The following is a 13,489-nucleotide window of genomic DNA, read 5'->3' as shown; positions in this document are numbered from 1 at the left end:
CTGCCGCCCCTGCACCCAGCCACAAAGGGATTGCATCCCTCTGTACTCCTGCACCGGAAAAACCGGCATCCACCGCTGATACGGTGTCCGCCAGCTTTTCCGGCTCCGTATCCATACATCTGCACCAATCGCAGGAAGTGGATACGGAATACGCCTGCGGGGATTACCGTTCAAAATACTGGGTGCAGACCCGGTATTTTTTGGTAAATCGCCCTCATTTCAAGCAATTTTTTCTTCTGTCTGTATGACTTGAAAGCCATGTTCCTTTGCGTACTCCCTTGCAGCCGCCAGCCGTTCTTCACTGTACGGCGGCACCAGCCGGATAGAAAGGCGGGATTTGTCCAGCACATAGGTCGCGCTGCCTTCCGGTGTGCTGCGCTCCAACCTACACAATAGCGGATACTTCCTACTGAAATCTTCCAGCCTGCGTTTTAAGCTGGCGTTGAAGGTGTAAATACTGGCAATGTTCTCGCCCTCGTTCCAGTTGATGATGGTTTCTTTTTCATATTTAGACAGCTTCCTCATACAGTTCCTCCTCATAATCGGTGTTTGCTTTCAGCACACGCAGGCGGTGCTTGATCCGGTAATACTCATCCATCTCCATGCGTAGGCAGTGATAGAAGCTGTCGTACCAGCTTTCGTCTGTCTCTGACTCAATTTTCCTGGTCAGATGAAGCATCTGCCCTTTAGCCTCCGGGTCAACGGTCAGCGCTGTCAGCCATTTCAGCCTTGTCACTGTGTTGTGATGGCTGGGGCAGGCGTAAGCGTAAAGAATTTTCTTTTCCTTCATATTCAGTTTCATAATGATCTACCTCCATTCATTTGCTGCGGTGCGGTATGCCCCGCATGGTTTACTTTTCTATCTGCCGGTCTGTCTGCAAGCCGCTCCTGCCCGGATTTTCTCCCGGCGTATTGTCCTCTTTGGTGCGCTCCCGTCGTCACAAAATCCATGATTTTGCGGGAACCCTTTTATCGCGTCACTTCCCCGGAGGTCATACCCCTTGCAGCCGGTCATTCGATTTTCAAGGTTCTGTGTCTCCTGACAAGAACCAGTTTACCGAAAAAAGGGGGCTGCTCCCGTATGTCCAAGACGTTGGAATAGCGCACAAAAACCGCATATTTCCACGCTCTCGGAAACGTGCTATAATGAAAAAAATATTGAAAAATGTTGACGAGAGGGGGTGCTTTGATGTACACAAAACTGTCAATCCCGGAACGGCTCAAAGACCTGCGGGTGGTGGATAAGCACCTGACACTGGAACAGCTGGCAGAACAAACCGGCCTGTCCAAGTCGGCGCTGGGGAAATATGAGGGCGATGACTACAAGGACATCAGCCCATTTGCGATTGCAACGCTGGCAGAGTTTTACGGCGTGTCCACCGACTATCTGATGGGGCTGTCGGAAAATAAGACCATCCCTAATTCTGATCTCCAGTCGCTCCATTTGAGCGATGAAATGATTGAGCTATTAAGAAGCGGCAGGATCAACAACCGTCTGCTCTGCGAGCTTGCCACCCATGAAGGTTTTCCCCGGCTCATGACGGACATTACCGTTATCGCTGACCGTATCGCCGGTATGCGTGTCAGCCAGATGAATCTGGAACTGGAAGCTGCCCGGCAGAGCGTCATGGAAAGCTATGCGCCGGGAGACGATGACCTTTATATGCGAACCCTTGAAGTCGCACAGATAGACGGAGAGGATTATTTCAATCACATCGTCCATAAAGACATTGACAAGATCGTAAAAGACATCCAAACAGCACACACAAACGACGCTACCACCGCTGATGAACGGCAGGAAACCGTAGCCGAAGTCCGGCAAAAGTTTGAAAAGCTTGTGCAGACGGGAACCAGCGGAGAGGAAGCCTTTATTCAGGTTTTCTGCGACCAGATGGAAATTCCTTATGAGAAACTGACTTCTGCGGAATTTACTGCCTTTTTGGGAATCCTCAGAAAATCCAAAAAAGCAAAACGAACTAAAAGTATGCGGGGAAAGGGCAGCCCAATTCCTCCCAACCGGAATGGCAGACAGAAGCGTTAATAAAAGAACCACCCGCTGGGTAATCCAGTGAGTGGCTCAAAAAAGATATGCTGTTATTTCTGACAGACATCCTACCTTTTTCAGAATCCAGCTGATCGTGTCCCTGTTCATGTAAAATTCAAGGCAACTGAACTCTTCATCAACAAGTATGGCATATCTTTCCCCAATTTTTGATAGTTGAGTGAATGGGAGGTTTCCCGTCCACGGCTCTCTCCGGTATTGTAGGTGTCGATGGTTTCCTTGCCCAGCACGGCAGCCAGCTCTTTGAGGGTAGTCGGCTCTTTACCGCCCAGGAAGATGGATGTATCCATGTTACCGATGATGGTATCTGCGTTATCCTTATAGATCGCCTTGAGCTGACTCTGTGCCTGCAACACCAGACAGGCAGAGATTTCACGGCTTCGGATGGTGGCCACCAGCTTTTCCAGTTTCGGAATCTGCCCGATGTTAGCACACTCATCAATCAAACAGCGCACATGAACCGGAAGCCTGCCGCCATACACATCATCGGCCTTTTCACAAAGCAGGTTGAATAACTGGGTGTAGCACATGGAAATGAGAAAGTTAAAACTGTCATCCGTATCACTCATAATGAGGAACAGGGCCGTTTTTCTGTCTCCCAGCGTATCCAGTTCCAACTCATCGTAGGATGTAACCTCGCGTAGCTCCGCAATATCAAATACGGCCAGACGCGCACCGCAGGAAATCAAAATCGACTTAGCGGTTTTGCCGGCTGCCAGCTTATATTTCTTATACTGCCGCACTGCGAAGTGGTTTGGCTTTTCCGATTCCAGTGCATCAAACATCAGGTCTACTGGGTTTTTGAACTCCTCGTCATCCTCACGGACTTCCATGGCGTTGATGAACTCGATGAGGGTGGAGAAGTTTTGCTCCTCCACCGGAGCTTCATAGTGGATATATCCAATCAACGCGCAATACAGCAATGTTTCCGCCTTGACCCAGAAATCGTCTCCGGCCTTGCCTTCGCCTTTGGTGTTGGCAATCAGCGTCGTAACCAGCTTCAAGATGTCCTTTTCGCTGTGAATGTACGAGAAAGGATTGTAGTGCATACTTTTTTTGAAGTTGATGGTATTCAACACCTTAATCCGGTATGGCTCATAGATTACCTTTCCGTGCTTGTCCTTCATGGGCTTTCCGTCCTTCCCCAGCTTGGGCGCACCCCTTTGGAGCATTTTTCCGCACTCCACCAAAATGGTTCCCTTCGGGTCTGTGACCACATAGGAACTGTGCATCTGCATCAGATTCGGTTTGAGCCAGAAGCGGGTCTTACCGGAACCGGAGCCGCCAATCACCAGCACATTTTTGTTTCTGGCGGTCTTTGGGTCCTTGGGGCGGCTGTTCATTGTCAGGCTCTCCGTTTTCGTCAGAATCACATTGTTCTGGAATACCGGGTCGATGTAGGGAGCAATGTCCTCATGGGTTCCCCAACGGGCGGAACCGTATTCCATGCCGTGCCTGTACTTCTTGGCGTTCTTGCTTTTCAGGTACACAGCCAGCCGCAGGCCGCCGCCGCAGCACAGGCCCACCAGCAGGTCCAGCGGGTGCAGGCTGGGCCACCAGCTGGCCAGCGCCACCGGCAGCGTGGAGAAGAACGAGAGCATTTTTGCCGAAGCGTCCGCACCCACGGCCATCCGCCACGCTTCACCGAAGTTGGTGGAGAAAAGCCCCATCAGGATATACGGCAGATTCAGCAAAATGAGCTTTTTGATGTTCAGCTGCTTTTTCATCGTTCCAGCTCCTTCCGCTTGTTCCGGTCCACGACGGCGTGTTTTACCAGTTCTTTGAACTGGCTCAGCTTTGCCAGCACGGACGGGCGCTCGGATTTCTCCGCCTTCTTGACCTTTTTCCCGGTGTACTCGGTAAAAGCAGCGGTCAGGGCATCCGCGTCCCGACCCTTGAAAAAGATCAGGTACTTGGGTGGGGAGCTGCTGCGGTCCTTCTTCACCGCATAGTCCACACCATATTTCCGGGCGATCTTCTCAAACTCCTTGATGGAGGGGTCGGTGATCTCGATGTTGGAAACGCCCTGATTCTGGCCGATCAGCTGTTTCACCGTCTGCTTGCCGTGGGGAATCACGGGGGTATCCCGGCTTTTCTGCTTTTGCAGCTTCTTTTCCTTGCGGTGGGCAAGGTATTTGGTGATGGCGGCTTTCATCAACCGCCCGGTAAACTTTGTTCCGCTGACTACCAGCGTCAAAGTCCTGTTTTCCACTTCCTCCTGCATAGGTCATCGCCTCCTTTCCACGGATTTTGCAGGGGTGGCACTTGATACTAAGGCGGGACCACCAGCCGCCGCAGCAGGTATTTCAGCATGGCAGGCTCCTTTCAGCGCAGCTGGTCGGAGCGGTCATAGTACAGATGGCCCTGGCGCACTTTGGCATGGCTGAAAATCTTGATGTGGCCCTTTTCCTGGTTCTCCAGGCTTTTCTGGTATCCGGCCTCCGTCAGAAACAGGCGGGTCCGTTCACCTTTCCAGCCCACCGGGGAATCGTCGGTCAGCACATCGAAGATAATCATGTGCCGGGTGTCCTCGGCAAACCGCTCCAAATCCATGTACTCATGGCCGTGGTAGTTCTGCGCCCCGGCTTTGAGGCGCATTTCCTCCATCAGCTGGCCCACGGTCTTACGCTCAGGCATGGCGTGCGCCTCCTTTCCCGCGTCCCTGGCCCTTCACGGTCAGGATACCGTCCAGGGTGGTGGCGGTGATCCGCAGGCGCTCGGCGGTGGCAATGTCATTCTTCACGATCTCGTCGATGCCGTGGCCGCAGACCACCAGCACATGTGACCGGCGCAGGTAGTCCCGCGCCATATCCAGCCCGTCCTTGTGTTCCTGGGGAATCTCGTCCTTGAGGAAGGTAGGCAGGAACAGCACCGGGCAGATGGGCGAATACCCGGCGTCGTACACCTGACGACAGTAGGCCGCAGCGTTCTCGGCGTTCTCATACTGGCTGTTGCTCCAGGGAGCCGTAATGTAGGCAAGAGGTCGTTTCATAGCAAAATCCTTTCTCCCGGTGTTTTCGGGTAGCAGAAAAGCGGCTGTTTACCAGCCGCCTGCGTACATATCGTGGTTGACTTGTGCGGTGTAGTGGTTGCTGATCGTGGTCGGCGCATTAAACAGCACCGCAAGCAGATACTGCTTCATGTTGCGGATTTCGGTGGTATTGTTCCGCAGGCATTCCATGACAAACTCGATGTGGGAGCAATCCAGCTTCAAAAAACGGGAGCGGACCACCTCATGGGGGAAGTCGCTGCCAGCGATCCGGGTGGTTTTCCGCTTGGCGCAGACGGTCTCCACCATCAGCTCCACAATCTCGTCCAGGTCCTCCCGATAGGTGGTAAACTCCCGGCACAGGTGGTCATACTCGATGTTCTCCAGAATCAAATCCCGATAACTTTCCATCTCTGAGACAGACATCGCATCCCTTCCTTTCCGTTCCGGCAGCTGTGCTGCCGCTGGCTCCCGGAAGGGAATGGAATCGGTACTTGCTCCCTGAGTAATTGATTTTTGAGTATTTGATTTCTCTATATTTAATTCTGCGGGCTTTTCCGTATCTGGTGAAGCCATATCCGGCTGGGGCGTATCCGGGTTCTTCGGCTGTGGCTGCTCATATATGACATACTCCGTATCACTGATGCGTCCCTGGCGGTCACGCAGTTTGTGCCGCACAATGTAACCGGCAGCCTCCAATTCCCGCAACGCAGCGCCTATGGCATCCACGCCCTCCTTACAAATCTTTGCAAGACCACGGGTGGTGTAATTCCAGTCCTCTGGCAAAGACAGCATCATGGAAAGCAGCCCCTTGGCTTTTAACGACAGATTTGCATTTCGTAAATGATGATTGCTCATCACGGTATAATCACGGGTCCGTTCAATGCGAAAAACGGCCATCGACCTCACTCCTTCCGAATTTGGGGTACAAAAAAACCGCAATCCTCATTCCAAAGAATTGCGGTGTTCAACACTTTTCAAATTTTCTTGCATAGAGCCAAAACAGCGGCTTTTGAGGACGCGCCTCTGTAAATGGCTCCTCCTGGGTGAAAGGAAGTGTTTGCATCACGCGGTCAATATCCGTTGTATCCATGTCATGCTGAGATTTGCAATCTTCCCGGATTGCTTCTTGAATTTCCTTTACCGTACACATAGTCATTCCTTTCCTTTCGTTGTATAGGTTTATGAGCGGCGGCGTTTTCTTGGTTTGAAATCGAGGATATGTCCCTCAATCACACGAGCGTAACGCTTGATCTTGATCTCCCGGCGCTGCTGGCTTTGCAGAGCGGCCTGATACCCGTCCTCGGTCAAAAACAGCCGCATTTCCTCTCCGGGACTGCCGTAAGCTGCGCTGGGACGCAGGACGGAAAACTCAATCATCCAGCGTGTGTCATCCCAAAACCTCTCTACGGCGAGAATGTTGTGTCCTTTCAGCTCACGGGCTGAAATATCCCTCATAGGCGGCTCCTTTCATCGTTCCTGGTCTCTCTGACGCTTTTTCTGCCATGCCTCCAGCAGCTTGATGATGGTTTCCTGCATCCGCTGGGGCGTATAGCTTTTAGGGAAATACTTCCGCAAGGTATCAGAGGTAAATGTCACTCGGTCCAGATCGCTTTTCTTTTCCTCACCCATGATGACACGCATCATATCGAGGGTCAGATGCCCCTCCTGACTGTATTTCTTGAGCCGCTGGGCTTGAGAAAGAGAAGGGGTAGCCTGTTCGCTGTCCATTGCGTCCAACAGGTCTACCTGTTCCTCCTTTTTGAGAAAGGACAGCTCATAGGCAGGGTTCAGGGCAATCTTCTTTTCATCCACCATGTCCAGCAGTTCGGGAATCAACTCTGTCAGACGGATATAGCGCTGAATTTGATTTCTGCTTGAACCAGCCTGCTGAGCCAATATTTCATCGGCTCTCAACTTCGTCCCAACTTGGGACGAAGTTAAATCAACTCGCTCTCCCTGATGTTTCATGGCGTCCAGCTTCATCTTGTAGGCAAAGGCTCTTTCACTTGGGAGCAAGCTTTCTCGTTGCAAATTGCTGTCAACCATAATGATCGTGGCGGCATCATCATCCAAATCCCGAACAATGACTGGCATGGTCTCCTTGTCTGCCAGTTCACTGGCTCTGTGCCGCCTGTGTCCGGCTACCAGCTCATAACCACCCTCCGGGTCCGGTCGAGCAATCGCCGGAACCAGAACGCCATACTGCTTGATACTGTCAGCGGTCTCCATCATGGCTTCGTCATCCTTGACTTTGAATGGGTGGTTCTTAAAGGGATGCAATTCAGACAGCGGAATCTCCTGAATCTTTTCCAGCTTTGCATCTTGACGGCCTTCTTCGGTGGAGAACAGATCATCTACCGAGGCCAGCTCTATTTTTTTCGCGCTGCTTTTCAAGTTTCAACACCTCCTTCGTCAGATTTCGATACCCCTCTGCCACTTTGCCGCCAGGGTCATGGGCGAAAATACTTTTTCCCTCTGCGCTAATTTCCTTTGCCCGGACAGAGTGGGGGATCTCTGTGCCGAATACTTTGATCTTGCTGCCATAGGTCTCACGCAGGAGCGCGGAGATCTCTTTGGCAAAGTTGGTTCGGCTGTCCACCATCGTCAGCAGGATACCGTCTATCTGGAGCTTGGGGTTGATCTGCCGCTTTACCTTGTTTACCGTGGAGAGCAGCTGTTCCAGCCCTTTGGCGGGCAGATACTCCGCCTGAACGGGAATGATGATCCTGTTCGCAGCGGCCAGCGCATTGACCGTGAGCATCCCCAGGGAGGGCTGACAGTCGATGAGAATATGGGAGTATTGCCCCTTCAGCGTGTCCAGATATTGCCGCAAGATAGTCTCACGGCTCATGGCATTTACCAGGGATACCTCCATACCGGATAACTGGATGTCCGCAGGCATCAGGTCAACGCCTTCCGCATGATGCAGAATACCTTCTCCAGTGCGTATAGGCTGATCCATCAGAATTTTGCCCATTGCATCGGACAATGTAAATGGCAACTTGTCCGGTTGCGGATTTCCCAGGCTGATTGTCAGGCTCCCTTGTGGGTCCCCGTCGATCAGAAGGACTTTCTTTCCGGCCTGCGCCAGCCCGATTCCCAAGTTGGCACAGGTCGTTGTCTTGCCAACGCCGCCTTTCTGGTTAGCAATGGCGATGATTTGCGTGTTCATTGACTTCACCTCATTTCTAATTATTGCTGTTGCTTCTGGAAATAGAAAAAGCCGCCACTTCAAAATTAACAGTGAAGTGACGGCTCTTTCTATCGCCGGAATACGAGTTCCTGAAATGAAAAAAGCACCCAGCATTTATACTGTGTGCTACATCAAATTCATATTCAATTATTCAAATTAGCTCAAACTATGCCAAACTGCCACAGCCAAAAAACGAGGGAAAGGAGGGCTGAAAAGCACCCCAAAAATCGGCTCTCGGTTAACCACTTTGGGAACCACTTCCCCCTCTTTTCGCCCTCTTTTTGGCCAGTTAACCACTTGCGGACCACTAAAAATTGGATGAAATCGGCTCTCGTTTTGCCAAATTTGGTCAAACCATATCAGCCCGTTTAGATATAGCAAAAGCCCGGAAAACCTTGATTTTCCGGGCTTTTTGAACCATTTTGATATAGTCTGAGCAGTCGATTATCGCTTGCTGAACTGCGGAGCGCGACGAGCTGCTTTGAGACCGTATTTCTTACGCTCTTTCATACGTGGATCACGTGTAAGGAATCCTGCTGCTTTAAGAGCTGGTCTGTAGTCTTTATCTGCCTCGAGGAGTGCTCTGGAAAGACCATGACGGATTGCTCCAGCCTGTCCTGTGTATCCACCGCCGTGAACGTTAACGATCACATCGAATTTACCCTCTGTCTCTGTTAAAGTGAGTGGCTGACGAACGATAACTTTCAGAGTCTCAAGACCGAAGTACTCATCGATGTCTCTTTTATTAATAGTGATTTTACCTGTTCCAGGTACCAGGTAAACTCTCGCGATTGATTTCTTTCTTCTTCCTGTTCCGTAGAATTTTGCGCTAGCCAATGTTTTCTACCTCCTATTAAAATGTTAAAACTTCAGGCTTCTGAGCCTCATGTTTGTGCTCTGGTCCTGCGTATACGAAAAGTTTCTTGTTCATAGCTCTTCCAAGAGGTCCTTTCGGAAGCATTCCCTTAACTGCGAGCTCGATAACCTTCTCAGGTTTCTTTGCTAACATTTCTTTTAATGTGGTTTCTTTCATTCCACCAACATAGTCGGAGTGGTTATAATAAATCTTCTGCTCAAGCTTCTTGCCTGTAACTTTGATCTTATCAGCGTTTACAACGATTACATAATCTCCTGTGTCAACGTGCGGTGTAAACTGAGGTTTGTTCTTTCCTCTTAAAACACTTGCAACACCGGAAGCCAGACGTCCCAGAGTGCAACCCTCTGCGTCAACTACATACCATTTTCTTTCGATTTTATCCGGATTAGCCATATAAGTCTGCATGGTCCTACCTCCTGTTATTTATCAACGATAATGTTTCTCAAACCGCGGTACTTCCGCGAAAAAAAGTAAATGGAAACGCGGGTGCAAAATAAATCGCGGAAATGTCCGAAACCGCTGATAAAATGCCATCGCCGGGGCTATTGGCTCAAGCATCTTCGCACTACGTCACATTGAGTTATTATATTATAAGGCACCTTGCCTGTCAACTGTTTTTTGCTTTAATTTTCAACAAAATTCACCGTATTTCCTTCATCCCTGTTGTGCCTTATTGATCATCTGCTTTCCACTGACCGGGATCAGGATTTTCAGCTCAAACCAGTTATCCTTCTGGCAGGCTACTGTGGAACCGCCATACTTCTCCACCGTTGCACAAATACTCTTCATCCCGTAACCGTGAAGCCTTTTATCCTTCTTTGTAGTCACAGGCATTCCATTTCGAAACTGGATCTTCTCGTCACAGTAATTCTCCGTGCGAATCCGCACAAACTGCTTTTCCCTGGAAACATACAGCCAGATCAGACGTTTTTCCTTCTCCTTCTGCCTACTGACGCTTTCAATGGCATTGTCCAGCATATTTCCGAACAGGGCACTGATATCCATATCCTCCATAAAAGACAGGCTCTGTCCTTCCATGATCACCTTCAGCTCGATCTCTCTTTTCTGGCATACCATGGATTTATTTGTGAGAACCGCATCCAGGATCTGATTTCCGGTTTTGTTCTGTGTCTCATAGACCTTGATCTCGTGTTCCATCTGATCCAGATATTCTCTGGACTTTCCGGTATCTTCCTGGCTTCTCAGAAGATTGATCTGGTGCTTCAGATCATGATATTTCTGGTTAACCACATCAATGCTCTCTCTGGACAGCTGATAATTTTTGTACTGCATCTCCATAATATTCCGAAGAGCATCTTTTTCCAGGCGCATCTGCATCTCTTTTACCTGGATATGATAGGCATACAGCACAGCCATACCGCTTAGGTCCACCAAAGTACGGATAATAAAGATATCCATGACAAAACGTCCGCTGAACAGTCCGTTCTGATCCAGATAACTCAAATTACTCATTCCGAAAACCGAAGCCGCTACAATGACAACAACCAAAAACTCCCGTCTTGTTACATTCAGCTCCTCGATATCCTTCTTCAGATAGCGCTCCATCAGAAACAGGATTCCGAAAAGCGCCCCGTAGACAGCCCCCATGATCACCCATTCCCACCAGAATCCACATCCGGTAAGATCATGGATATAATAAAAGATCTGCCAGCACAGCGAAGCCGCAAACTCTCCGTTGATAAAAGCCTTCACACAGAAAAAGCCTGCCTCCCGTGCCGTGAACCGATTACATATATAAATATAAAAATAGATCAGAGCGATGATCACTACCATCGCCGGAATAAACAGCGCGTTTCCCACCCCATGTGTCCATGTCATAAATAATAAAAGGAGGACAAACTGAACACAGCTTACCGCACCCAGCTTCCATCCCTTTAATTTTTTCTCATTGGAGCCTGCGATCACAAACTCGGACATGGCATAAGCTATGGCATAGTAATAACCGGGTGTGTTCAACACCTCTCCTGCATTCATTTGCCCACCTCATTCAAATATTCATTTAACGCGTCAAGGAAAGGCTTCCGTCTGCTGCGGCTGACCTGAATCACGTCGCCGTTCACGCATACGTCACTTCCCACATAATTCTCCACATATTCCAGATTTACAAGATAGCACCGGTTGCACCGGGAAAATTTCGCCGGATCAAACTGGCTGTCCGCATCCTTCATGCTTCCCTTGGTACTGTATTCCCCTTCCGTTGTATGATAGATCAGAAGATGATCCTGCACCTCCACATAACAGATCTTCGATACATCCAGCTTCTGTTTTCCACCCTTCAGGGAAATGGTGATATACTCTCTGGCCGAAGTCTTCAGCCTGGAAAGCGCCCTTCCCATACTTTCCGAAAAAGAAAACCAGGAGATCGGCTTCAGCATGTAATCCAACGCATTGACCTTATATCCCTGTATGGCATACTGTGGGGCATTGGTGATAAAAATGATCTCCACATCCTTATCCAGCTCCCGGATCTTCTCCGCCGCCTTCATCCCATTCATAAAAGCCATCTCAATATCCATAAGGAGAAGATCATAGTCAGCAGAATATCCTGTAACGATATCCTCGCCATCCTGAAATTCCTCAATAAAAAATTTCAGATTCTGTTCTTTTTCGTATCTGTGGAGACAGTCCAGAAGCGCCCTTCTGTCCTGCCCACTGTCTTCTACTACCGCAATACGGACCATAGCTGCCTTCACCCCCATGAAAACTACATTTCACATGAGTTCAGTATACCAAGAAAGCAGCTTTGAAACAACAGTAAAATCAGTCTTCTTCCCAGGTTCCGCCTGCTGCCAGCACTGCTTTTTTCTGATTTTCCTTAATGATCCTGTGATCTTCCTCGATGTGTTTTTCCACATCCAGTCTGCTCATCATAAATACAATGATGGCAAAAGTGATCACTTCCATTCCAAGGAACGCAAAAGCAAGGACGTTTTCCACACCGCCCATCTGACGGTATACGATATTTCCTGTATGATCAGCCACATTACTGATAACCGTAAGTGTTGACGGATCACAGGCAACTCCTGTGTTGGTATAGCCTGCAAAAGTAAGCAGGCCGTTAATGATACCGGTACAGATTCCGGTGAGGCCTACCATGATGGAGCCATATACAGACATGGTAAATCCATCGCTCCGGAAACCGTTTTTCGCTTCCAGATGATCAAGAACATCGGACAGCAGTGCCATTGTCACATACATAGCCGGAATGCTTCCGATTCCCTTCAGAATCATTCCCACACAGACCAGCACAAAGCTGTGTACATTGATAAAGCATACCAGACCGCCGATAACCGAGAAACATAAGCCAAGGACAACGGCCCGCTTCTTTCCAAGCTTGTTTGCGATCGGCCATGCCACGAACATACCTACCGCTGTGGGAAGTCCGCCGATCAATCCCAGAGTTGACATCAAGGTTCCTGATGTCTGCTCCGGATTTGCGGAATTGATCACGCTGTCAAACATCCATCTGGCATAAAAGCTCATGGAACTGTTTTTGACTAGCTGTCCCATCTGGAACAGAAGAAAATAGAGAATGATGATCCACCAGTATTTGTTGCAGATACATCCCTGCACCTGTTTTTTCAGCGGGATCTTTTCTTCCTTTATGTTCAGATTGATGTTCTCTTCCGTAATACGTTCTCTTGTAAAATAATATTCCAGAAGGATACCCAAGAAACAGAAGAGACACAAAACGATGGAAATGATCCTCCAGTGTGAATAGCTTGCCGCAACATCGATTTCACCGTTATCCGACACAAAAAGATAACTCTGAAGAAGAATCGGAACGATAATGCTGGCACCGATTCCCGCAGAAGCAACCATAGCCGCATTGGAAAATGTGGCAAGCATACCTCTCTGGGAGGAATCTCTCGTAGAAAGCGCTACCATGGAGCTGTGTGCCGTATAAAAGCATGGATATGCAAGCGCATAGTACAGGTTGTAGGACACTGCGATCCAGATCATCTGTACAGCTCCGCTCTGATCTGTCGGAGTCATGAACAGAAGGATCACTGCAACTACGATCATTGGTGCGGAAAGCAGCATATACGGTCTTGCTTTTCCCTGGGAAGTCCTGGTATTGTCGATCCATCTTCCGATCAGAAGATTTCCCAGTACGACAAAGATTACGGATACCACCGGAAGCATGGTCGCAAACACGCCAAACTTCGTCCAGCCGAGAACATCCACATAGTAACGGTTCAAATAAGCACCAAAAATAGAGTTTGCAAGCATGGCGCAAAAAGGTGCCAGAAAATATCCGATGATCATCTCCGGAATCTTTACATTCTCTGATTTTATTTTCGTGTGAAAAATTGGATTTTCCACAATTTTAGTGATTTTCAC

16 protein-coding genes and 1 pseudogene are annotated in these 13,489 nt (G+C 49.3%); 1 reads left to right on the top strand and 16 read right to left on the bottom strand.

Going from position 1 to position 13,489, the window contains the following annotated elements; translation table 11 throughout:
* Positions 1 to 219: 219 nt before the first annotated feature.
* Together AC04Q4_RS15675 and AC04Q4_RS15670 are read right to left on the bottom strand one after the other, a co-directional pair.
* Entirely contained in the window at positions 220 to 525 is a 306-nt protein-coding gene (locus AC04Q4_RS15675) for a hypothetical protein (protein ID WP_013976929.1), read from the bottom strand.
* Entirely contained in the window at positions 509 to 802 is a 294-nt protein-coding gene (locus AC04Q4_RS15670; protein WP_117477256.1) for a hypothetical protein, read from the bottom strand. The genes AC04Q4_RS15675 and AC04Q4_RS15670 overlap by 17 nt, the downstream gene beginning before the upstream one ends.
* Positions 803 to 1,189: 387 nt before the next feature.
* Here AC04Q4_RS15670 and AC04Q4_RS15665 point away from each other — a divergent pair, with 387 nt between their 5' ends.
* A complete protein-coding gene (locus AC04Q4_RS15665) occupies positions 1,190 to 2,041 on the top strand; it encodes a helix-turn-helix domain-containing protein (RefSeq protein WP_117477257.1) in 852 nt (283 codons plus the stop codon).
* Positions 2,042 to 2,193: 152 nt separating this feature from the next.
* Here the strand turns inward: AC04Q4_RS15665 and AC04Q4_RS15660 are convergent.
* From AC04Q4_RS15660 to AC04Q4_RS15595, 14 genes and pseudogenes are all read right to left on the bottom strand, one after another.
* Positions 2,194 to 3,789 (bottom strand): annotated as a pseudogene (locus tag AC04Q4_RS15660) (VirD4-like conjugal transfer protein, CD1115 family); the annotation flags it as partial.
* Entirely contained in the window at positions 3,786 to 4,286 is a 501-nt protein-coding gene (locus AC04Q4_RS15655) for a PcfB family protein (RefSeq protein ID WP_002592129.1), read from the bottom strand. The gene AC04Q4_RS15655 and the pseudogene AC04Q4_RS15660, both read right to left, overlap by 4 nt.
* A gap of 101 nt (positions 4,287 to 4,387) precedes the next feature.
* The gene (locus AC04Q4_RS15650; RefSeq protein WP_188886762.1) at positions 4,388 to 4,699 is read right to left on the bottom strand and encodes a DUF5720 family protein; all 312 of its coding nucleotides are present in this window, start codon (positions 4,697 to 4,699) and stop codon (positions 4,388 to 4,390) included.
* Entirely contained in the window at positions 4,692 to 5,054 is a 363-nt protein-coding gene (locus AC04Q4_RS15645) for a DUF7768 domain-containing protein (RefSeq protein ID WP_002592131.1), read from the bottom strand. The genes AC04Q4_RS15650 and AC04Q4_RS15645 overlap by 8 nt, the downstream gene beginning before the upstream one ends.
* 48 nt (positions 5,055 to 5,102) lie before the next feature.
* Positions 5,103 to 5,951, bottom strand: a complete 849-nt coding sequence (locus AC04Q4_RS15640) for a DUF6017 domain-containing protein (RefSeq protein ID WP_476389273.1) — start codon at positions 5,949 to 5,951, stop codon at positions 5,103 to 5,105.
* A 67-nt stretch (positions 5,952 to 6,018) separates the two neighbouring features.
* Positions 6,019 to 6,210 carry a hypothetical protein gene (locus AC04Q4_RS15635; RefSeq protein ID WP_431835234.1) on the bottom strand — a complete coding sequence of 64 codons (192 nt, stop codon included), beginning with the start codon at positions 6,208 to 6,210 and terminating at the stop codon, positions 6,019 to 6,021.
* Positions 6,211 to 6,233: 23 nt separating this feature from the next.
* Complete coding sequence (locus tag AC04Q4_RS15630) at positions 6,234 to 6,509, bottom strand: DUF5720 family protein (protein WP_188886763.1); 276 nt, start codon at positions 6,507 to 6,509, stop codon at positions 6,234 to 6,236.
* 12 nt (positions 6,510 to 6,521) lie between these two features.
* Positions 6,522 to 7,448, bottom strand: coding sequence for a ParB/RepB/Spo0J family partition protein (locus AC04Q4_RS15625; RefSeq protein WP_002592135.1), 927 nt, complete (start codon positions 7,446 to 7,448; stop codon positions 6,522 to 6,524).
* A complete protein-coding gene (locus AC04Q4_RS15620) occupies positions 7,405 to 8,226 on the bottom strand; it encodes a ParA family protein (RefSeq protein ID WP_002592136.1) in 822 nt (273 codons plus the stop codon). The genes AC04Q4_RS15625 and AC04Q4_RS15620 overlap by 44 nt, the downstream gene beginning before the upstream one ends.
* Before the next feature lie 465 nt (positions 8,227 to 8,691).
* The gene (gene rpsI, locus AC04Q4_RS15615; RefSeq protein ID WP_173738305.1) at positions 8,692 to 9,084 is read right to left on the bottom strand and encodes a 30S ribosomal protein S9; all 393 of its coding nucleotides are present in this window, start codon (positions 9,082 to 9,084) and stop codon (positions 8,692 to 8,694) included.
* Between the two features lie 16 nt (positions 9,085 to 9,100).
* The gene (rplM, locus tag AC04Q4_RS15610) at positions 9,101 to 9,529 is read right to left on the bottom strand and encodes a 50S ribosomal protein L13 (RefSeq protein WP_021650595.1); all 429 of its coding nucleotides are present in this window, start codon (positions 9,527 to 9,529) and stop codon (positions 9,101 to 9,103) included.
* A 249-nt stretch (positions 9,530 to 9,778) separates the two neighbouring features.
* Positions 9,779 to 11,119 carry a GHKL domain-containing protein gene (locus AC04Q4_RS15605; RefSeq protein WP_476389272.1) on the bottom strand — a complete coding sequence of 447 codons (1,341 nt, stop codon included), beginning with the start codon at positions 11,117 to 11,119 and terminating at the stop codon, positions 9,779 to 9,781.
* Positions 11,116 to 11,826 (bottom strand): LytTR family transcriptional regulator DNA-binding domain-containing protein, encoded by a 711-nt coding sequence (locus AC04Q4_RS15600; RefSeq protein ID WP_476389271.1) that lies wholly within the window; start codon positions 11,824 to 11,826, stop codon positions 11,116 to 11,118. The genes AC04Q4_RS15605 and AC04Q4_RS15600 overlap by 4 nt, the downstream gene beginning before the upstream one ends.
* Before the next feature lie 79 nt (positions 11,827 to 11,905).
* Positions 11,906 to 13,489: an MFS transporter gene (locus AC04Q4_RS15595; protein ID WP_476389270.1), complete on the bottom strand. Its 1,584-nt coding sequence runs from the start codon at positions 13,487 to 13,489 to the stop codon at positions 11,906 to 11,908.

It is taken from the genome of Blautia sp. HA8986 (genome assembly GCF_056504635.1).
Note: the sequence above shows the minus strand (reverse complement) of the source record. Positions and strands in the feature narration are given on the sequence as shown.